14 protein-coding genes and 1 pseudogene are annotated in these 21,417 nt (G+C 69.1%); 5 read left to right on the top strand and 10 right to left on the bottom strand.

Going from position 1 to position 21,417, the window contains the following annotated elements:
• Positions 1-44: 44 nt before the first annotated feature.
• The 5 genes and pseudogenes from AC6CH2_RS03160 to AC6CH2_RS03140 form a co-directional block, all read right to left on the bottom strand.
• Positions 45-941, bottom strand: a complete 897-nt coding sequence (locus tag AC6CH2_RS03160) for an alpha/beta fold hydrolase (RefSeq protein WP_498267899.1) — start codon at positions 939-941, stop codon at positions 45-47.
• Positions 942-1,187: 246 nt separating this feature from the next.
• A complete protein-coding gene (locus AC6CH2_RS03155) occupies positions 1,188-1,922 on the bottom strand; it encodes a hypothetical protein (RefSeq protein ID WP_498267898.1) in 735 nt (244 codons plus the stop codon).
• Between the two features lie 59 nt (positions 1,923-1,981).
• The gene (metH, locus tag AC6CH2_RS03150; RefSeq protein WP_498267897.1) at positions 1,982-4,690 is read right to left on the bottom strand and encodes a methionine synthase; all 2,709 of its coding nucleotides are present in this window, start codon (positions 4,688-4,690) and stop codon (positions 1,982-1,984) included.
• Between the two features lie 173 nt (positions 4,691-4,863).
• Entirely contained in the window at positions 4,864-5,991 is a 1,128-nt protein-coding gene (locus AC6CH2_RS03145; RefSeq protein WP_498267896.1) for a homocysteine S-methyltransferase family protein, read from the bottom strand.
• Positions 5,992-6,037: 46 nt separating this feature from the next.
• A pseudogene (locus tag AC6CH2_RS03140) lies at positions 6,038-6,964 on the bottom strand (ArsR/SmtB family transcription factor); the annotation flags it as partial.
• A gap of 399 nt (positions 6,965-7,363) precedes the next feature.
• Here AC6CH2_RS03140 and AC6CH2_RS03135 point away from each other — a divergent pair.
• The 4 genes from AC6CH2_RS03135 (at position 7,364) to AC6CH2_RS03120 (ending at position 14,909) form a co-directional block, all read left to right on the top strand.
• Complete coding sequence (locus AC6CH2_RS03135; RefSeq protein WP_498267895.1) at positions 7,364-8,524, top strand: acyl-CoA dehydrogenase family protein; 1,161 nt, start codon at positions 7,364-7,366, stop codon at positions 8,522-8,524.
• A gap of 8 nt (positions 8,525-8,532) precedes the next feature.
• Complete coding sequence (locus AC6CH2_RS03130; RefSeq protein ID WP_498267894.1) at positions 8,533-8,715, top strand: hypothetical protein; 183 nt, start codon at positions 8,533-8,535, stop codon at positions 8,713-8,715.
• 60 nt (positions 8,716-8,775) lie between these two features.
• A complete protein-coding gene (locus AC6CH2_RS03125; protein ID WP_498267893.1) occupies positions 8,776-13,845 on the top strand; it encodes an NAD-glutamate dehydrogenase in 5,070 nt (1,689 codons plus the stop codon).
• Positions 13,846-14,135: 290 nt separating this feature from the next.
• A complete protein-coding gene (locus AC6CH2_RS03120) occupies positions 14,136-14,909 on the top strand; it encodes an NAD kinase (protein WP_498267892.1) in 774 nt (257 codons plus the stop codon).
• A 6-nt stretch (positions 14,910-14,915) separates the two neighbouring features.
• Here AC6CH2_RS03120 and AC6CH2_RS03115 read toward each other — a convergent pair whose 3' ends face one another.
• The 5 genes from AC6CH2_RS03115 to AC6CH2_RS03095 all read right to left on the bottom strand — a co-directional run bounded on the left by AC6CH2_RS03115 (position 14,916) and on the right by AC6CH2_RS03095 (position 20,196).
• Positions 14,916-15,344, bottom strand: a complete 429-nt coding sequence (locus AC6CH2_RS03115; RefSeq protein WP_498267891.1) for an NUDIX domain-containing protein — start codon at positions 15,342-15,344, stop codon at positions 14,916-14,918.
• Between the two features lie 122 nt (positions 15,345-15,466).
• Positions 15,467-16,837, bottom strand: coding sequence for an amino acid permease (locus tag AC6CH2_RS03110; RefSeq protein ID WP_498268200.1), 1,371 nt, complete (start codon positions 16,835-16,837; stop codon positions 15,467-15,469).
• Between the two features lie 171 nt (positions 16,838-17,008).
• A complete protein-coding gene (locus AC6CH2_RS03105; RefSeq protein WP_498267890.1) occupies positions 17,009-18,370 on the bottom strand; it encodes a HAMP domain-containing sensor histidine kinase in 1,362 nt (453 codons plus the stop codon).
• Positions 18,367-19,053 carry a response regulator transcription factor gene (locus AC6CH2_RS03100; RefSeq protein ID WP_498268199.1) on the bottom strand — a complete coding sequence of 229 codons (687 nt, stop codon included), beginning with the start codon at positions 19,051-19,053 and terminating at the stop codon, positions 18,367-18,369. Before AC6CH2_RS03100 ends, AC6CH2_RS03105 begins: the two co-directional genes overlap by 4 nt.
• Positions 19,054-19,071: 18 nt before the next feature.
• Complete coding sequence (locus AC6CH2_RS03095) at positions 19,072-20,196, bottom strand: type 1 glutamine amidotransferase domain-containing protein (protein WP_498267889.1); 1,125 nt, start codon at positions 20,194-20,196, stop codon at positions 19,072-19,074.
• 174 nt (positions 20,197-20,370) lie between these two features.
• On the opposite strand from AC6CH2_RS03095, the gene AC6CH2_RS03090 reads away from it, so the two are divergent.
• Positions 20,371-21,291: a 5'-nucleotidase gene (locus AC6CH2_RS03090; RefSeq protein WP_498267888.1), complete on the top strand. Its 921-nt coding sequence runs from the start codon at positions 20,371-20,373 to the stop codon at positions 21,289-21,291.
• The last annotated feature ends 126 nt before the right edge of the window (positions 21,292-21,417 follow it).

Genomic DNA, 21,417 nt, shown 5'->3' with positions numbered 1-21,417 from the left:
AACGCCGTGAGGTTGAGGCAGCGCAGTCGCGGCTCGCGCCGCTCCTACCCTCGCGATGGTGTGCAGCTTCGACGAACGGAACCGGCATTGTTGTCGACAGGCGTTCCTCGATGCTCGCCGACGGCGCTCGGCGTCATGCCTTCGATCATCGCGACGATCGCCTGCGCGGTGTCCAGCGGTCGCTCCATCGGGAACAGATGGCCGCCTTCGATCCAGCGCCAACGCTCGCCGACCAGCCGCCGGGTCGGGGCAGCGCCGGCGTTGCGCAGTTCGCGCGAGCGGGTGCCAGCGAGAAAGCCGACCGGCACGCGCAGCGACGGCGCCAGGCCGCTGAGCGCGATGGTCGGCAGGGTGTGATAAATGCGGTATTCGATCTCGCGCTCGAACGCGAGTTCGCGGCTGCCGTCCTCGGCGGCGCGGGTGCCGTGCTCGACGTAGTCGTCGAGGACGCGTTGGTCCCAGCAGGCGAAGGCGGGCTTGGCCAGGAAGTGCTCGCGCACCGCGGCGCGGTCGGGCCAGAGGCGGCGGCGCTGCAAGGTGGCGCGCATCGGCATCAAAAGATTGTCCAGGCCGGTGCGTCGGCCGATCGAGACCAGGCGCGCGCGCCAGCCGGCGATCAGGGGCGAGTCCAGCATGACCACGCCGGCGACGCGCCCGGCCAGGGACGAGTCGGCCAGCCGATGGGCGGCGAACAGGCTCAGGTAGCCGCCGAGCGAATGCCCGACCAGCCAGATCCGGCGCGCACTGCCGGCGGCGTGCTCGGCGCGGGCGGCCAGTTCCTCGACCAGATGCGGCCAGTCCGGGGTTACCGGATAGCGCGGGTCATGGCCGATGCGGTCGGGCCGGACGACGTGGAAGCGTTCGGCCAGGGCGTCCAGCATCACCCGGTAAACCGGGGCCGGGAATCCGTTGGCATGGGAGAACAGCAGCAGGTCGTGCATGGCGATCCGTGGGCGGGGCGGGCTCGGCAGGAAGCCCCGCCCGGGCCGGCAATGGCGCCACCATACCATTGCGTATTGAATGGCGACAGCGGCGCCGGTCGCGTTTGCGGCGCAATGCCGGCCTGCCGGCGGCGCGAGCGCCTCGGCCGATGCGGTCGAACTCACGGGTGGCGTCGACCGTCGTGGAGTGTTTGGCGGCGCTGTGTCGCGGCATGCCAGGACGCGGACGGACGCGAACGGACGATCCTAGTCGAGTGCGCTGCTCAGCCAGTGCTTCGAGGTATGGCCCAGCTCGCGGATCGTCGACACGCCCAGGTCCCGGATGATCCGGTGGGTGCGATGCGGCAGCGGCGATTCGTCGATGTCGTGCGGGGCGATGTTCTTGCCGGGCACGCCGGGCAGGAACTCGATGCCGGCGGCGTGGTAGCAATGCTGGACCAGCGCCGAGCAATACAACGCGCCTTCCCTGGCCATCAGGTTGCTGCGCCGGCGCAGGCGGCGGCTGTGCATCGCCATCAGGGTGCCGACCAGTTCGCTGATCGAATAGCTCGACAGGCCCGACAGCAGGTCCAGGCCGGCGACCTGGATCTTGTGGACCTGTTCCGGGCTCAGGTCGAAATCGAGGATGGCGATGTTCGGAAAGGTCTCGGCATCGTAATAGCGATCGACGCGATTCTCCTGCACGCCCAGGCGGATCTGCTTGTAGCGCAGATCCAGGTCGGACTCGATCACCCACCAGTGCCCGTCGATGCGGCGTTCGCTGAAGACGAAGGCGTGCGACCACAGGCTGCGGTGGCCGTCCTCGGTCAGCGGCGACTGCGCCTTGCGGATCAGCTTGTTGATCCAGTCGCGCCCGCCGCACAGGCCGATGCGGCCTGGGGCCGCGTGTTTCTCGATGAAGGCGGCGTTGCCGAGGGCCTCGCCGGCGCGCTCGGCCGCCGCGTCGATGTCGTAACCGCCGGGTATCAGGATCTCGCTCATCCGTGCACGCTCGTGTTGACCAGTCCCTGGAGGGGCGGCTACGCGCCGCCGGTCCGTCTTTACTCGGGATCGTAATCCAGATTCGAGGCCAGCCAGCGTTCGGCCTGCGCCAGGCTTGCGCCCTTGCGGCGAGCGTAGTCCTCGACCTGCTCCTTGGACACCCGGCCGACCACGAAGTACTGGCTGTCGGGATGGCTGAAATACAGGCCCGAGACCGCCGCGGTGGGATACATCGCGAAGCTCTCGGTCAACTCCAGGGTGGTGTGGCGGGTGGCGTCGAGCATGCGGAACAGGGTGCTCTTCTCGCTGTGCTCGGGGCAGGCCGGATAGCCGGGCGCCGGGCGGATGCCGCGGTAGCCTTCGGCGATCAGAGCCTCGTTATCGAGCGTTTCGTCGGCGGCGTAACCCCAGAACTCCTTGCGCACGCGCTGGTGCAGACGCTCGGCCAGGGCCTCGGCGAAGCGGTCGGCCAGGGCCTTGAGCATGATCGCGTTGTAGTCGTCGTGGTCGGCCTCGAAACGGGCGACGTGCGGCTCGATGCCTATGCCCGAGGTGACCGCGAAGCCGCCGATCCAGTCCTGGCGGCCGGAGTCCTTCGGGGCGACGAAATCGGCCAGGCACAGGTCGGGCCGGTCGACCGGCTTGTCGACCTGCTGGCGCAGGAAGTGCAGGCGCACGGTTTCGCCGTCGCCGTCGCCGTCGCAGGGAAGACGCACCTCGACGTCGTCGCCGACCGAGTTCGCCGGCCACAGGCCGAACACCGCCTTCGCCTGGATCCACTTCTCGGCGACGATCCGCTCGAGCATGGCGCGCGCGTCGCGGTAGAGCTCGCTGGCCTGGCTGCCGACGATTTCGTCGGTAAGGATCGCCGGATAGCGCCCGGCCAGTTCCCAGGTGTTGAAGAACGGGGTCCAGTCGATGTATTCGACCAACTCGTCGAGCGGGTAATCGTCGAATACGTGCAGGCCCGGCTGCAGCGGCGCCGGCGGTTCGTATTCGCTCCAGTTGCCGTCGAAGCGTTGGCTGCGGGCCTTCTCCAGCGAGACCAGGCGCTTGCCGTCGCCGCGGTTGCGGTGGCGCTCGCGGATTTCGGCGTAGTCGGATGCGTTGGCGGCGACGAACGGCTCGCGCAGTTCGATCGAGATCAACGACTGGGCCACGCCGACCGCGCGCGAGGCGTCCTTGACCCAGATCGTCGGCGATTGGTAGTGCGGGTCGATCTTGAGCGCGGTGTGGGCGCGCGAGGTGGTCGCGCCGCCGATCAACAGCGGCATGGTGAAGCCCTGGCGCTGCATCTCGCGGGCGACGTGGCTCATTTCCTCGAGCGAGGGCGTGATCAGCCCGGACAGGCCGATCAGGTCGGCGTTCTCGGCCTTGGCGCGGTCGAGAATGGTCTGCGCCGGCACCATCACGCCGAGGTCGACCACGTCGAAGTTGTTGCAGGCCAGGACCACGCCGACGATGTTCTTGCCGATGTCGTGGACGTCGCCCTTGACCGTGGCCATGACGATCTTGCCGTTGGACTTGCCGGCGTCGCCGGTGCGCAGTTTCTCGGCCTCGATGTAGGGCAGCAGATAGGCCACGGCCTTCTTCATCACCCGCGCCGACTTCACCACCTGCGGCAGGAACATCTTGCCGGCGCCGAACAGGTCGCCGACCACGTTCATGCCGGCCATCAGCGGGCCTTCGATGACGTCGAGCGGGCGGGCGGACTCGGCTCGCGCGGCCTCGGCATCCTCTTCGATCCATTGGTCGATGCCGTGCACGAGCGAATGGCTGAGGCGGTCGCGTACCGGCCGGTCCCGCCAGGCCAGGTCCTCGACCCGCTTCTCGCCTTTCTTGCCCTTGTAGCGTTCGGCCAGGGTCAGCAGGCGCTCGGTGCTGTCGTCGCGGCGGTTCAGCACCACGTCCTCGACCGCTTCGCGCAGTTCGCTGTCGAGATCGTCGTACAGCGGCAGGCCGCCGGCGTTGACGATGCCCATGTCCATGCCGGCCTTGATGGCGTGGTACAGGAACACGGTGTGGATGGCCTGGCGCACCGCCTCGTTGCCGCGGAACGAGAACGAGACATTGGAGACGCCGCCGGAGACGTGGCTGTAGGGGAAGCGGCGCTTGAGCTCGCGCGTGGCCTCGATGAAATCGACCGCGTAGTTGTTGTGCTCCTCGATGCCGGTCGCGACCGCGAACACGTTCGGGTCGAAGATGATGTCCTCGGGCGGGAAGCCGATGCGCTCGGTCAGCAGCTTGTAGGCGCGCGTGCAGATCTCGACCTTGCGGTCGATGGTGTCGGCCTGGCCGACCTCGTCGAAGGCCATCACCACCACCGCCGCGCCGTAGCGGCGGACCAGGCGGGCCTGGCGCAGGAACTCGGCTTCGCCTTCCTTCATCGAGATGGAGTTGACGATGCCCTTGCCCTGCAGGCACTTCAGCCCGGCCTCGATCACCGACCACTTGGAGCTGTCGACCATGACCGGGATGCGGGCGATGTCGGGCTCGGCCGCGATCAGGTTGAGGTAGGTGACCATGGCCTGCTCGGAATCCAGCAAGCCCTCGTCCATGTTGACGTCGAGCACCTGCGCGCCGTTCTCGACCTGCTGGCGCGCGACCGCGACCGCCTCGTCGTAGCGGGCCTCGGTGATCAGCTTGCGGAATTGCGCGCTGCCGGTGACGTTGGTGCGTTCGCCGACGTTGACGAAATTGCTTTCGGGCGTGATCTGCAGCGGCTCGAGGCCGCTGAGGCGGGTCTGGCGGGGGAGGGCGGCGGTCATACGGGTGGCTGGTGCCTGGGAAGGGGGTGGGGCTGGTGAGAGGAGTGAGGAACGAGGAGTAAGGAGCTAGGAACGAGTGAGGGGGAGTGAGTAGTGAGCAGCGGGGGACGAGCAACGAGGAACGAGTGGGATGGCTTTACTCACTCCCCGCTTCCATGCACTCACTCCTCGCTTCAAGCCGCGTTTTCCAACTGCAGCGGGCGGCGCGGCTGGACGCCTTCGACCGCCGCGGCGATCGCGGCGATGTGCGCCGGGGTCGTGCCGCAGCAGCCGCCGACCAGGTTGAGCAGGCCGGCGCGGGCGAACTCGCCGAGCACCGCGGCCATGTCTTCCGGGGTTTCGTCGTAACCGCCGAAGGCGTTCGGCAGGCCGGCGTTCGGATGGGTGCTGACGTGCGAGTCGGCGATCTGCGCCAGCACGTCGATGTGCACGCGCAAGTCCTTGGCGCCGAGCGCGCAGTTCAGCCCGATCGCGGTCGGCTGGACATGGCGCACCGAATACCAGAACGCCTCGGCGGTCTGGCCCGAGAGGGTGCGGCCGGAGGCGTCGGTGATGGTGCCGGAGATCATGATCGGCAGGCGCGCGCCGCGGGCGTCGAAAGCCTCTTCGATGGCGAACAGCGCGGCCTTGGCGTTGAGCGTGTCGAAGATGGTCTCGACCATGATCACGTCGGCGCCGCCCTCGATCAGACCGTCGGTGGCTTCGCGGTAGGCGATGCGCAATTCGTCGAAGGTGATCGCGCGGTAGCCGGGCTGGTTGACGTCCGGGCTCAGCGAGGCGGTGCGGCTGGTCGGGCCGAGCACGCCGATCACGTAGCGCGGCTTCGCCGGCTTGCCCTGGCCGACATCGCGCGCCTCGGCCTCGTCGCAGGCCTGGCGGGCCAGCCGCGCGCCGCGTTCGTTGAGCTCGCGCGCCAGATGCTCCAGGCCGTAGTCGGCCAGCGAGATGGTGGTCGAGTTGAAGGTGTTGGTCTCGATCAGGTCGGCGCCGGCGGCGAGGTATTCGGCGTGGATGCCGCCGATGATGTCGGGACGGGTCAGGGTCAGCAGGTCGTTGTTGCCGCGCTGGTCGCGCGAGCAGCCGCAGCCCTCGCCGTGCACGTGGTCGCTTTCGCCGTCGTGGCTGCCCGTGTACAGCCGGTCGTAGCCTTCGGCGAAGCGCTCGCCGCGGTAGTCGGCTTCCTGCAACTCGTGCTGCTGGATCATCGTGCCCATCGCGCCGTCCATGACCAGGATGCGTTGTTCCAGGCCGCGCAGCAGGTTGTGCGCACGTTCGGCGTTGAGCCAGGGCAGGGTTTCCATCGGGGCCTCCTTACTTCTTCGCCGGCTTGCGGGCCGGTTCGGCGGCGGGCTTGCGCGCCATCAGGGCGATCACCTCGAAATGCGGCGGGCGCCGTTCGCGGGTCACGGTTTCGCAGTTGACGATGTCGAAGCCGGCCTTGGCGGCGAACTTCTGCAGATCCTTCTCGGCGAAACCCAGGTTGACGTGGCCGAACGCCTCGACCGCGCCGCGGTGCTCGTGGCTGGCCAGGCTGGTCAGCAGCAGGCGGCCGCCCGGGCGCAGCACGCGCGAGGCTTCGGCGACCGCCTGGGCCGGGTGTTCGGCATAGGTCAGCGCGTGCATCAGCACCACCAGGTCGAAGCTGTCGGCCTCGAACGGCAGCGCGTGCATGTCGCCCTCGCGCACCTCGACGTTGCGCAGCTTGCGCAGGCGCTCGGAGGCGGCGGCGACGACCTTGGTGCTGGCGTCCAGGCAGACGTAGCGGTTGGAGTGCGGCGCCAGCAGTTCGGCGAGCACGCCGTCGCCGGAGGCGATGTCGAGCACGTCGCCGGGCTGCAGCAAAGGCAGCGCCGAACGCGCCAGCGCTTCCCACGTGCGGCCCGGCGAGTAATGGCGCTCCATGTCGCCGGCGACCGAATCGGCCCAGTTCTGGTCGGAGGCGCGCATCGCCAGCACCGCGGCCACGCGCTCGGCGTCCTGGCGCAACAGCGGGTCGTCGCTGCCGGTGCGCAGGGTCTGCCACAGCGCGCGCTGGGCATGGTCGAGCGCGGCCTCGTCGAAACGGTAGTAAGCCGATACCCCGGCGCGGCGGTCGCGCACCAGTCCGGCTTCCTTGAGCTTGGCCAGGTGGGTCGACACGCGCGGCTGGGCCAGGCGGGTGATCGCCGACAGCTCGGCGACAGTCAGCTCCTCGCCCTCGAGCAGGGCGAGCAGACGCACACGGGTGGCGTCGGCGAACACCTTCAAGCGGGACGACCAGCCTTCGAGATCCATAGAAGCAACGCCTTGTGAATGGGGAAATCGGGAATCGGGAATCGAAGCGGGGCACCGGGACGGCCATCGGACCGACTTCCGATTCCCCATTCTGGATTCCCGTGTTCCATCAACGTATCGCGATATAGAGATAAGTGTGTTCCCGCGGGCCGGGCAGGTCAAGTCGGGGCCGCCCGGCATGCGTCGCGCAGACGCCCATCGCCGCAAACACCGGGGCGGCTGCCGGGCAGCCGCATGGGTGGGGTTATTCGGCGCGCGCAGCTACAATTCGCATTCGCGGCCATCGACAGCGCCGCGGACCAGGACGCAGAACCATCGCGCCGGTCCGGATCGACAGCGGCAGCGCCTACGGGCAGCCGCGCGTCCGGCCGCAGTGCTCAAACCAGCAGAGGTGCCGACGTGGATTTTGGCTTTACCGAAGAGCAGTTGATGATCCAGGACGTGGCGCGCCGTATCGCCCAGGAAAAGATTGCTCCCAGCGCCGAGCACCACGACCGGACCGGCGAGTTCCCGCTCGAGAACATCCGCACCCTCGGCGAGAACGGCCTGATGGGCATCGAAGTGCCGGCCGAGTACGGCGGCGCGGGCATGGATCCGATCTCCTACGTGCTGGCCATGGTCGAGATCGCCGCCGGCGACGCCGCCCACTCGACCATCGTCTCGGTCAACAATTCGCTGTTCTGCAACGGCATTCTCAAGTTCGGCACCGAAGCGCAGAAGCAGCTGTACGTGCGCGCGATCGCCGAGGGCCGCGAAATCGGCGCCTTCGCCCTGACCGAGCCGCAGTCGGGCTCCGACGCCACGGCGATGCGCTGCAAGGCGGTCAAGCAGGCCGACGGCAGCTTCGTCATCAACGGCAAGAAGAGCTGGATCACCTCCGGCCCGGTCGCCAAGTACGTCGTCCTGTTCGCGATGACCGACCCGGACAAGGGCGCGCGCGGCATCACCGCGTTCATGATCGACACCGGCAAGCCCGGCTTCCACCGCGGCAAGACCGAGCCCAAGCTCGGCATCCGCGCCTCGGCCACCTGCGAGATCGAGTTCGAGGACTACGTGGCCGCGCCCGAGGACGTGCTCGGCGAAGAAGGCCACGGCTTCAAGATCGCCATGGGCGTGCTCGACGCCGGCCGCATCGGCATCGCCAGCCAGGCCATCGGCATCGCCCGCGCCGCCTACGAGGCGACTCTGTCCTACGTGCGCGAACGCAAAGCCTTCGGCCAGCCGATCGGCGCGTTCCAGATGACCCAGGCCAAGATCGCCGACATGAAGTGCAAGCTCGACGCGGCCCTGCTGCTGACCTTGCGCGCGGCCTGGAAGAAGGCCGAGACCGACAAGCACGGCGGCCGCTTCAGCAACGAGGCCGCGATCGCCAAGCTCACCGCATCGGAAGCGGCGATGTGGATCGCCCACCAGGCCGTGCAGATCCACGGCGGCATGGGCTATTCCAAGGAAATGCCGCTGGAGCGTTATTTCCGCGATGCCAAGATCACCGAGATCTACGAAGGCACCAGCGAGATCCAGCGCCTGGTCATCGCCCGCAACGAAACCGGCCTGCGCTGAACCGGCCGATGAAACGTTTCGGCTCGTCACGGCCCACCGCCTGTCCTGAGGACGGCGGCATGGGCCTGCGCGCTTCGAACGCCGCCGCCGTGCGCGGCCCGCGCCCGATGGCGCGCGGCCGCGTGGGCGCCTCGCTCGACTACGGCGCCGCGCCCATTGCCGCCCTGCAAGCCTCGATCCGCAAGCTCTAACTTCTTCTCATGGCCCGCGCGAAAGCGTGGGCCTCATACCATCCGGACCTCAGAGTTCCCATGAGCAACAAACCCAAAGCCGCGTCCAAGCAGGAACCCGCCAAACAGGCCTCGGCCAAGCCGGCGGGCAAACAGGCAGTCAAGCCTGCCGCAGGCAAGTCCGGCGCGACCAAGCCGGCGGCGAAGAGCGCCGCCAAGCCGGCCGCCAAGTCCGCCGCGCCGGTCGAAACCCAGAGCGCCGGCGTCTCGCTGGAGCCGATCATCGCCGCGATGCGCAAGCGCCTGCCGAAGGCGCGCCACGCGCAGGCCGAGGCGTTCGCGAAGGCGTTCTACAAGCGCATGAGCCTGGACGAGATGCCGCAGCACCAGGCCGACGGCTGGGCCGCGCTGGCGACCGATTTCCTCGACTACGCGCGCGACCGCCGGCCGGGTTCGGCGCTGGTGCGCCTGTTCAATCCGACCCTGAAGACCCACGGCTGGGAATCGGCGCACACCGTGCTGCAGATCGCCAACGACGACATGCCGTTCCTGGTCGATTCGGTGACCATGGCCCTGGCCGACCTGGGCATCGGCGTGCACGTGCTCGGCCATCCGGTGGTGACCTTCCAGCGGGACAAGGCCGGCAAGCTGCTCGCGGTCGGGCAGGGCGTGGCCGAGTCGCTGATGCACCTGGAAATCGACCGCCTGACCAACGAGTCGATGGCCGCGGCCAAGAAGGCGTTGGAGACCGTGCTCGCCGACGTGCGCGCTATCGTCCGCGACTGGTCGCAGATGCGCGACAAGATGAACGAGGTCGCCGACGGCCTGATCTCCGAGCGCATGCCGGTCAACGAAGACGGCAAGCGCGAAGCGCAGGCCTTCCTGCGCTGGGCCGCCGAGAATCACTTCACCTTCCTCGGCTACCGCGAGTACGAGGTGATCAAGCGCGACGGCCAGGACCTGCTCAGCGCGATCAAGGGCAGCGGCCTGGGCCTGCTGCGCGGCAAGGACGCCGGCAAGCCGCGTCCGCTGACCTCGCTGGCCGCGCATTACATCCCGCAGTCGGGTTCGGTCGATGCGCTGATCCTGACCAAGACCAATGCGCGCTCGACCGTGCACCGTCCGGGTTACATGGACTACATCGGCGTGCTGAGCTTCGACGAGCAGGGCCGCCCGGTCGCCGAAAAGCGTTTCCTCGGCCTGTACACCTCCAGCGCCTACAACCGCCGGCCCTGGGACATCCCGCTGGTGCGCCAGCGCCACGCCTACGTGATGGAACAGTCGGGCCTGGCCCCGGACAGCCACAGCGGCAAGGCCCTGCGCCACGTCCTGGAAACCCTGCCGCGCGACGAGCTGTTCCAGTCGAGCGAAGAGGAGCTGTTCAAGACCACCTCGGGCATCCTCGGCCTGCAAGAGCGCGTGCGCAGCAAGATGTTCCTGCGCCGCGACCGCTACGGCCGTTTCTTCTCGGGCCTGGTCTACATCCCGCGCGACCGATTCAACACCGACGTGCGCCTGCGCGTGGAGGCGATGCTCAAACGCCGCCTGCACGGCGAATACATCGACACCACCGTGCACATCGGCGAATCGCCGCTGGCGCAGATGCACGTGATCGTGCGGCCGAAGTCGGGCGAAGCGATTCAGATCGACCACGTCGCGATCGAGGCCGAGTTGGCCGAGATCGTGCGCAACCGCCAGGACGAACTGCGCGATGCGCTGGTCCAGCGCCATGGCGAGCAGCAGGGCCTGGCCCTGGCCAACCGCTACGGCCGCGCCCTGCCGGCCGGCTACATCGAGGAAGTCTCGGCCGCCGTCGCCGCCCAGGACATCGCTCACCTGGCCGCGCTGGCCGGCCCGGACGATCTGCGCCTGAGCCTGTGCCGCACCCGCCAGGGCGAGGGCGGCCTGCGCTTCAAGTTCTATCGCCAGCTCGACGACATCCCGCTGTCGGACGCGCTGCCGATGATGGAGAACATGGGCCTGCGGGTGATCTCCGAGCACCCCTACCGCCTGCGCGTCGACGAGCAGCCGGTCTACATCCAGGACTTCGAGGTCGAGACCGCCAACAACGACATCGACATCGACAGCCTCGATGAGAACTTCGAGGACGCGTTCGCGCAGATCTGGCGCGGCAACGCCGAGAACGACGGCTTCAACCGCCTGATCCTCACCGCCAACCTGTCCTGGCGCCAGGTCGCGATGCTGCGCGCGTACTGCAAGTACCTGTTGCAGGTCGGCGTGCCGTTCTCGCAGAGCTACGTCGAGGAGACTTTCTCGCGCTATCCGCTGCTCGCGCGCTTGCTGGTGGAATTGTTCGAGGCCCGCTTCGATCCCTGCACCGGCAGCGAGAGCAAGGCAGAGATCAAGGCCGGCCAGGAGCGCCTGGTGCAGCAACTGCAGGCCCTGTCCGGCGGCGACGCCGTAGTGATGGCCGCGGTCAAGCCGGTCATCGAGGCGCGCAACGGCAAGCGCGACGAACAGGCCAAGGCCACCGTCGATGCGATCAAGGCGCTGCTCGACCGCGTCTCCAGCCTCGACGAAGACCGCATCCTGCGCAGCTTCGTCGGCGCGATCAACGCCACCCTGCGCACCAGCTATTACCAGCGCGGCGCCGACGGCGCCGACCGCGGCTACGTCAGCTACAAGTTCGATTCGGCGCTGGTGCCGGACCTGCCCAAGCCGCGTCCGTACCGCGAAATCTTCGTGTACGGCCCGCGCGTCGAGGGCGTGCACCTGCGCTTCGGCCCGGTCGCCCGCGGCGGCCTGCGCTGGTCGGACCGTCGCGAAGACTTCCGCACCGAGGTGTTGGGCCTGGTCAAGGCGCAGATGGTCAAGAACACCGTGATCGTGCCGGTCGGTTCGAAGGGCGGCTTCTTCGCCAAGCGCCCGCCGGCCGGCGCCGACCGCGACGCCGTGCTCGCCGAAGGCATCGCCTGCTACAAGATGTTCATCAACGGCCTGCTCGACATCACCGACAACATCGTCGACGGCAAGATCGTGGCGCCGCGCGACGTGGTCCGCCACGACCAGGACGACCCCTACCTGGTGGTCGCCGCCGACAAGGGCACCGCGACCTTCTCCGATATCGCCAACGGCATCGCCGCCGAGCACAAGTTCTGGCTCGACGACGCCTTCGCCTCCGGCGGCTCGGTCGGTTACGACCACAAGGGCATGGGCATCACCGCCAAGGGCGCCTGGGAGTCGGTCAAGCGCCACTTCCGCGCGATGGGCCGCGACAGCCAGACCCAGGACTTCACCGCGGTCGGCATCGGCGACATGTCCGGCGACGTGTTCGGCAACGGCATGCTGCTGTCCGAGCACATCCGCCTGCTCGCCGCATTCGACCACCGCCACATCTTCCTCGACCCGAACCCGGACGCGGCGCGCACGTTCAAGGAACGCGAGCGCATGTTCAAGCTGCCGCGCTCGAGCTGGGACGACTACGACAAGAAGCTGATCAGCAAGGGCGGCGGCGTGTACCCGCGGTCGGCCAAGTCGATCCCGCTGTCGCCGGAGATCAAGGCCGCGCTCGGCATCGACGCCGGCGTCGCCGCGATGAGCCCGGTCGAGCTGATGAGCGCGATCCTGAAGGCGCCGGTCGACCTGCTGTGGAACGGCGGCATCGGCACCTACGTCAAGTCCAGCGGCGAAACCAACAGCGACGTCGGCGACCGCGCCAACAACGGCCTGCGCGTCGACGGCCGCGAGCTGCGCTGCAAGGTGGTGGGCGAGGGCGGCAACCTGGGCCTGACCCAGCTCGGCCGCATCGAAGCGGCGCAGCACGGCGTGCTGCTCAACACCGATTTCATCGACAACTCGGCCGGCGTGGACACCTCGGACCACGAGGTCAACATCAAGATCCTGCTCAACGGCCAGGTGCAGGCGAAGAAGCTGACCTTGGCCGACCGCAACAAGCTGCTCGCTTCGATGACCGACGAGGTCGCCGAGCTGGTGCTCAACGACAACTACCGGCAGAACCAGGCGATCAGCCTGATGGAGCGGATGAGCCAGACGCGCCTGGGCTCCAAGCAGCACTTCATCCGTACCCTCGAAGCGCAGGGGCTGCTCGACCGCCAGATCGAGTTCCTGCCGTCCGACGCCGAGATCTCCGAGCGCAAGGCGCGCGGCCAGGGCCTGACCCGTCCGGAGCTGTCGGTGCTGCTGTCGTATTCCAAGCTGGTCGCGTTCCAGCAGATGCTCGACTCGGACGTGCCGGAAGACCCCTACCTGTCGAAGGAACTGGTGCGCTACTTCCCGCAGCCGCTGCAGAGCAAGTACGCCAAGGCGATGGAGAACCACCGCCTCAAGCGCGAGATCATCGCCACTGCGGTGACCAACTCGACCATCAACCGGATGGGCGCGACCTTCCTGCTGCGCATGCAGGAAGACAGCGGCCGTACTCCGGGCGAGGTCGCCAAGGCCTTCACCATCACCCGCGAGACCCTCGACGCGCGCGATTTGTGGGCGCAGATCGACGCGCTCGACGGTAAGGTCGCCGAGTCGACCCAGATCGACGCCCTGCAGGTGATCTGGAACCTGCAGCGCTCGTTCACCCGTTGGCTGCTGTCGCGTCCGGGCACGATCCCCGACATCACCACCGCGGTCGAGCGCTACCACGACGGTTTCAAGAACATCCGCGCCGGCCACGGCATCCTCGGCGACGGCCAGCGTCCGGCCCACGACGCCGCATTCGCCGACTGGAAGGCCAAGGGCGTGCCGGAAGCCTTGGCCGCCCAGTTGGCCGCGTTGCCGTACCTGGAGCCGAGCTGCGACATCATCGAACTGGCGCGCGAGCGCAAGCTCAAGCCGGTCGAGGTGGCCAAGGTCCACTTCCGCCTCGGCGAAGCGCTGCGCCTGCCGTGGCTGCAGGAGCAGATCGACGCGCTGACCGTCGACGGCCGCTGGCATGCGGTCGCACGCGGCGTGCTGCGCGAGGAACTGGGCGCGCAGCAGCGCATCCTGGTCGGCCAAGTGCTGTCGATGCCGGGCGCCAACGCCGACGCCAAGATCAAGCATTGGCTCGGCCGCGACGACGTCTCGCTGCGTTTCACCCTGGCCATGCTCAACGAGCTGGCCGCGCAGAAGTCGCTGGACTACCCGACCGCCTCGGTCGCGGTGCAGCGTCTGTCGCAGCTGGCTGCGCGCGGCTGATCCAGCGCTGACGCAGGCGCCGATGACGATGGACCCGAAGCCCCTTTCCCGCCCGGGAGAGGGGTTTTTTGTGCGCTCCGTCATGTCGCGGCAGAAACGCTCCGCTTTGGAGTAGGAGCGGCGCGAGCCGCGGCCGCGACATCGCAGCGACGAGGCAAACGGCAGGAACGCTGTCGCGGCTCGCGCCGCTCCTACCCCTGAAGCCGCTGCTTCACCGGCGGTTGCGACCGGCCGTGCGCAATCCGCCACGCCCTCCGGGTTATGCTGGCGGCATCCTTCCGGAGCCGCCGATGACCGCGACGCAACGCATCGCCTTCCTCGCCAGTCACACCGACGACGCCCAGCGCGCGCTCGCCGAGCTCGTCGCACGCCACGGCCAGCACGAGCCGGATGCGGCCGACGTCCTGGTCGCGCTCGGCGGCGACGGCTTCATGCTGCAGACACTGCACCGCCACGGCGGCCTCGGCAAACCGGTGTACGGGATGAAACTCGGCACGGTCGGGTTCCTGATGAACCAGCACAGCGGCGAGGACCTGTTCGCGCGCCTGGAAAACGCCGAGCCGGCGGTGCTGCGGCCGCTGGAAATGGTCGCCCAGACCGAGTCCGGCGCGACCTTCGGCTCGCTGGCCTATAACGAGGTGTCGCTGCTGCGCCAGACCCGCCAGGCCGCGCACATCCGCATCGATCTCAACGGCCAGACCCGGCTCGACGAGTTGATCTGCGACGGCGTGCTGGTCGCGACCGCGGCCGGCAGCACCGCCTACAACTTCTCCGCGCACGGGCCGATCCTGCCGCTGGGCTCGGCGGTGATCGCGCTGACCCCGATCGCGGCGTTCCGGCCGCGGCGCTGGCGCGGCGCCTTGCTCAAGGCCGACACCGAGATCCGCTTCCGCGTGCTCGACCCCTACAAGCGCCCGGTCAGCGCCACCGCCGATTCGCACGAGGTGCGCGACGTGGTCGAGGTGATGATCCGCGAGTCGCGCGACCGCACCGTCACCTTGCTGTTCGACCCCGAGCACAACCTCGAAGAGCGGATGCTGATCGAGCAGTTCACCAGCGGCTGAGCCGGCTCAGGCCAGCCGCAGCAGCAGTTCGCGCAGGCGCGGATCGGCCAGGTCGGGCAGCGCGGCCGCCTGCGCCGGTTCGAACCACTGCAGGCATCGGTGCTCGTCGCCGCGCGCCTCGGGTTCGCCGTCCCAGGCCTCGACCCGATAGATGCGCAGGGCCAGGCCGTCGATTGCCAGCTCGGCCAGTACGCTCGCGGCCGTCGCGGCCCGGTGGTCGGACGCATCGAGCCGGGGCGGGCCGATCCCGGCTTCTTCGCGCAACTCCCGCCACAGCGCTTGTTCCGGCGTCTCGCCGGCCTCGACGTGGCCGCCGAGCATGTCCCAGCAACCCGGTGCCAGCCGCTTGTGCGCCGCGCGCAGACCCAGCAACACCCGACCGCGACGCCACAGCAGCGCGCCGACCAGATCGATGCAGGGTTCGCCGATACTCATCGTGCGGCAGGTCCTTCGGGCTATGCGCCGAGCAGGACGATGTTCGCCGCACTGCCCGAAACCACCTTAAGTCGAGATTTTTTCAAACTTAATAATCAATAGTTTAAGGTAGATATCTAATCTCAATTCGCGCCGGCAGTCTGGCCGCGCATCCGCCGTGCGATTTCGCTGGCCGCGGCGATCAGCAGGGTCAGGGCTATCGTCGACAGCAGTTGCAGGCGCGGGCCCTCGATCGACAGGGCCAGCACGAACACTAGGCCGAGGATCGCCAGACCGAACCAGGTCACATACGGAAAGGCCCACATCTTGAACGGCAGCACCGTGCCGGCGCGGTCGGCGCGGCGGCGCAGGATCAGCTGCGAGACCAGCGACAGCGCCCACACCAGCAGGCAGGTCGAACCCACCACGTTGAGCAGGGCCGGCAGCACCTTGTCCGGATACAACAGCTCCAACGCGGTGGCGACGAAGCCGAAGGCCACGCTCGCCAGCACCGCCACCGTCGGCACGCGGCTGCGGCTGAGGTGGGCGAGCCCACGCGGCGCTTCGCCGCGTTCGGCCAGCGAATAGATCATGCGCGAGGCGCCGTAGAGGTTGGCGTTGAGCGCCGACAGCAGGGCGACCACCGCGACCAGGGTGATCGCGGTCGCCGCGCCGGGAATGCGCGCGACCTGCAGGACCGCGGCGAACGGCGAATTGAGCGACTCGCTGGTCCACGGCACCACCGCGATGATCACCGCGAGCGAGCCGATGTAGAACACCAGGATGCGCCAGGCGACGGTGCGGATGGCGTGGGTGATGCTGCGCTCCGGGTCCTGGGTTTCGGCCGCGGCGACCGCCACGATCTCGGTGCCGCCGAAGGCGAACACCACCACCAGCAAGGCCGCGCCGACCCCGGCCCAGCCCTTCGGCGCGAAGCCGCCGTGGTCGACGAAGTTCGACAGGCCCGGCGACGGCACGTTCGGCAACAGCCCGCACACCAGCAGCACGCCGATGGCGATGAAGGCCAGGATCGCGGCGACCTTGAGGATCGCGAACCAGAACTCGAACTCGCCGAAGTTGCGTACCCCGAGCAGGTTGACCCCGGTGAACACCGACATGAATACCAGCGACATCAGCGCCACCGGCAATTGCGGCCAGACCGTCGCGAGCAGGCCGGCGGCGCCGACCGATTCGGCCGCGATCACGATCACCAGCTGCGCCCACCACAGCCAGCCGAGGGTGGCGCCTGCGGTCGGGCCCATGGCATCGGCGGCGTAGACCGAGAACGCGCCGCTGGTCGGCCGCGCCGCAGCCATCTCGCCGAGCGCGCGCATCACGATGATGACCAGTGCGCCGGCGATCAGATACGACAGCAACACCGCCGGACCGGCGCTGCGGATGCCGACGCCCGAACCGAGAAACAGACCGGCGCCGATCGCGCTGCCCAGGCCCATCATGACCAGCTGGCGCGACTTCAAGGCATGGCCGAGCTGGGAGGCTGCCGCGCCGTTCATGAGCGTGGCGGCGCGGGCGGGCGGGACTTCGGGCAGGGACATGTCGGGCGTCCGGACGATGAGCGGTGCGGAACGATACCTTGTCGCCGCGCCCGGCAACGAGGCCCATGAGGTTTCCGGCCCGAAACCGCACGAAAACCGCACCGACCGGCCAGCGGCGCCGATGCGGGGCTAATCCGCGCGCACGGACGCCTCCGGCGCGGCTCCGGGCGAGTCTTCAGGCCAATCCTCAGGCCAACCCGCAACGCCGGCCAGGGCCAGGCTGACCACCATCGCCCCGGCCTCCTCGTCGAGGCGCAGGTCGACCCGGTAGCGCTCGCACAGTCGCTGCACGATCGCCAGGCCGAGGCCGAGGCCGGCGCTGCCTTCGCGTTTGCGGAACGGCTCGTGCAGGTGCTCGCGCAGCTCGGCCGGGATCGGATGGCCGCGGTTGGCGATGCGCAGGCGCTCGCCGACGACGCCGATCTCGACCGAGCCGCTGTCGGTGTGGGCGAAGGCGTTGCCGATCAGGTTCGACAACAGGATGTACAGCACCGGCTGCGGCAGGTCGATGCGCGCCTCGGCGGGTACCTCGACTTCGACCTCGACCGGCTTGCCGTCGAGCCAGACCGCCTGCTCGATCACCACCTGCTCCAGCACCGGCAGCAGCGCGATCGGCGCATCGGGCCGCACCGGCGGCGCTTCGCGCGCCAGGGTCAGCAGGGTGGCGACGGTCTGTTCGAGTTGCCAGGCCGATTGGCGCAGGTGCAGCAGCTGCGCGCGGCCGGCCGCGGACAGCGCGGGTTCGGCCAGCAGGCGTTCGCCGGCGCTGCGGATCACCGCCAGCGGCGTGCGCAGTTCGTGGCTGGCATCGCGGGTGAAGGCCTGCTCGCGGTCGATGAAGGCCTGGGTGCGCCGGGTCATCGCCTCCAGGCCGCGCGCGAGCACGCCGACCTCGTCGTCGGGAAAACCCGCGGCGATGCGCTGCGGCCAGCGGTTCGGCGACATCGTGTCGACCAGTGCGGCCAGCCGCGACAGCGGCGCGGTGCTGCGCCGCGCCAGCCAGGCGCCGAGCGCCAAGGCCAAACCAACCACCGCCAGCGCCGACCAGCCCAGCCACTGCAGCACGCGGTCGCGCATCGGCCGCACCACCAGTTGCCGGCTGACCTCGGCGACCAGCCAGGCGCCCGTCGCCGGCGCCGGCGGTCGCAGCGCCTTGACGTGGTAATGGCGGCCGTCGCGGCCGGCGAATTCCGAGCGCCAGGGCTCGGAGCGACGCGCGGCGACCAGGTCGGAAGGGAACTGTGCGGGGTCGGTGTACACGCGCATGAAGGCCTGCTGCGGTTCGGCCCAGCGCCCGTCGAGCGCGTGCCGGCGCAGTTGCGCCGCGGCTTCCTGTTCCAGCATCGAGTCGAAGAACGCGTCCTCGGTCGCGTACATGAAGGTCACCGCATACAGCCCGAACAAGGTCGCGACCGACAGGGCGAAGCCGGCGAAGGCGAGCATCAGGCGATTGCGCAGGCGCCGCCTCGGCCGCTTTTCCGCGGCGTTCACGGCGCCGCCGCCTGGTCGCTTTCGAGCCTGAAGCCGACCCCGTGCACGGTGCGCAGCATCGGTCGCGCGAACGGCTTGTCCAGCGCCTGCCGCAACAGGTACAGGTGCGAACGCAGTGGGTCGGATTGCGGCGGCGCGTCGCCCCACAGGCGCTGGATCAGCTCGCTGCGGGTCAGGGTGCGCGGCCAGGCCTCGGCGAGGATGGTCAGGATGCGCAAGGGCGTGTGCTGCAGGTCCAGCAGTTGTCCCTCGCGCCGTACTTCGCCGCTGCGGCGGTCGATGCTCAGGCTGCCGATGCGCAGGTCGTGCGGCTCGCCGGCGCGATGCCGGCGCGACAGGGCCAGGCAGCGCGCCAGCAGTTCTTCGCCGGCGAAGGGCTTGACCAGGTAGTCGTCGGCGCCGGCCTCGAAGCCGCGCAGCTTGTCGTCCAGGCCGTCGCGCGCGGTCAGCATCAGGATCGGCACGTGGCGGTCGGCGCGAGCGCGCAGCTCGGCGCACACGCGCAGGCCGTCGAGGCCGGGCAGGGTCAGGTCGAGCACCAGCACGTCGGGCGGATCGTCCAGAGCCAGTTGCAGGCCGTTGCGGCCGTCGGCGGCGAAATCGACCGCGTGGCCGTGCGATTCGAACATCGCCGCCATGGCCGTGCGCAGCGCCAGATGGTCTTCGATCACGAGGATGCGCAGGCGGTCGTGCATCAGCGCTCAGCCGTCGATCCGTTCGAGAAGGCGCTTAGCATCGGCCATGTCCGGATGGCTGACCAGCACCCCGCCGATCAGCGCCCGCGCCCGGGCCTCGTCGCCGAGCCGCCAGTGCGCCTCGGCCATGCCCAGGCGCAACTGCGGTTCGGGCATGTACGGCGCGGCCAGTTGCATGATCGCCAGCGCGGCGCGGGTGCGCGCGGGCTCCGGATGCGCCTGCATCTGGTAATAACCGATCAACCCGATCAACTGCACGTGGTAGGCGTCCGGCTCGTCGGCGAGCGCTTTGTGCGCGGCCTCGCGCTCGCCGGCGAGCAAGCGCTTGACCAGGGCCAGGCTGCGTTCGTCGCGCCAGGGCGTGCGCGCGACCGGCGTGCGCCCGAGCGCGGCGACGATGGTTTCGGCGACGGCTGCAGCGGCGTAGGGGTTCTGGCCGGTGATCAGGCGGCCGTCGACGGCCAGCCCCGGCATCATCAGCGGCGCCTCCTGCCAGCGTGCGCCGCGTCCACGCAGGGCGTCTTCGAGCTGGAACCGGAACTGCTTGGCCCAGCGCTTGCCGAAGACCGCTTCTTCCTCGTTGCTGAAACCAGTCACGGCGCGGCCGGCGACCAGGTAGGAGCCGTCGTCGAGAGGCACGTCCACCAGCGCCGCCGGGCCGTGGCAGACCGCGGCGACCACGCCGCCGCGCTGGTACACCTCGGCGAGCAGCCGCTGCAGCGCCGGATCGCCCGGCAGATCGAACATCGCGCCCTTGCCGCCGACCACGTAGACCGCAGCGTAGTCTTCGGCGCGCACGGCCGCGGTGGCCAAGCTCGCGCCCAATAGGCGCGGGCCCTGGCCGTCTTCGAGCAGGCGCGCATTGAAGTCGAGCCTCGGGTCGTACCGGTCGGCTTCGACCGCGCCGCCGCGCGGGCTGGCGACCTCCACCGCCAGGCCGTTGTCGCGGAAGATCAGATAGGCCTGGGCGAACTCGTCCATCTCGAAGCCGGGCCGGGTCCGGCCCTGGTCGCGGCCTTCGCCGCTGACCACGATCAGGACCTTGTCGGCGGCCTGGGCGAGGCCGGTGGCGGCGCACGCCAGCAGCAGGCCCAGGGCCCATCGGCGCGCAGGCGGAAATCGGAGGTTCATGGCGAGGACCGGGAGTGAAGGAGAGGCCCAGTCTCGCGGGCGCCTGTGAAGCAAACTTCAAACCGCAATCGGCCGGGCCATGGAGCAGTGTGCGTACGTCGCAGCCGAATGGCGGACGCGCCGCACGCAAAGTCCGTCCTATCTGCGTGGCGCGCGACAGGGCACAATGACGGCATGCCCGACCGTGATGCCGACCCGTTGATCGTCGCGATTTCCTCGCGCACCCTGTTCGACATGGAAGAAAGCCACGCGCTGTTCGAGCGCCAGGGCATCGACGCCTATGCCGACTTCCAGCGCGAACACGAGGACGACGTGCTGCGGCCCGGCGTCGCCTTCCCGCTGGTGCGCAAGCTGCTCGCGCTCAACGAAGGCGCGCCGCCGGAAGCGCCGCGGGTCGAGGTGATCCTGATCTCGCGCAACTCCGCCGACAGCGGTCTGCGCATCTTCAACTCGATCGCCCATCACAGCTTGTCGATCAAGCGCGCGGCCTTCAGCAACGGCGCGCCGCCGTTTCCCTACATCCGCCCGTTCGGCGCCGACTTGTTCCTCTCGGCCAATGCCGAGGACGTCAGCGCCGCGCTTGCCGCCGGCGTAGCCGCGGCGACCCTGTTGCCGGCGATACCGCCGTCGCGGTTGGCGCCGCACCTGCGTCCGGACCAGTTGCGCATCGCCTTCGACGGCGACGCGGTGATCTTCGACGACGAGGGCGAGCGCGTCTCGCGCGAAGGCGGCCTGGCCGCATTCGCCGAGCACGAGCGCAGCCACGCCGGCGAGCCGTTGTCGGGCGGCCCGTTCCGCGGTTTCCTCGATGCGCTGCATCGTTTGCAGAAGGCCTTCCCGGTCGGCCAGGACGCACCGATCCGCACCGCCCTGGTCACCGCGCGCTCGGTGCCGGCGCACGAGCGGGTGATCCGTACCTTGCGCGAATGGGGCATCCGCCTCGATGAGGCCTTGTTCCTGGGCGGTCGCCCCAAGGGCCCGTTCCTGGAAGCCTTCGGCGCCGACATTTTCTTCGACGATTCCGAGCACAACATCCTGTCGGCGCGCGACCACGTCGCCGCCGGACACGTGCCGCACGGAGTCGCGAACCGCTAGGGACGCGCTTCGACCCTGCCGCCGCGCTGACGCGCTAGGAAACTTTGCTTCCAGCGACGCCACGACGCTTTCCCGCGACCGCTAGGGTTCGTGTCCCGCGACGGCGGTCATACGCCGCCGCCGTCG

The organism is Lysobacter sp. GQ73 (assembly GCF_059758755.1).
The sequence above is the reverse complement of the archived record's forward strand: the minus strand, read 5'-3'. Positions and strand labels throughout refer to the sequence as shown.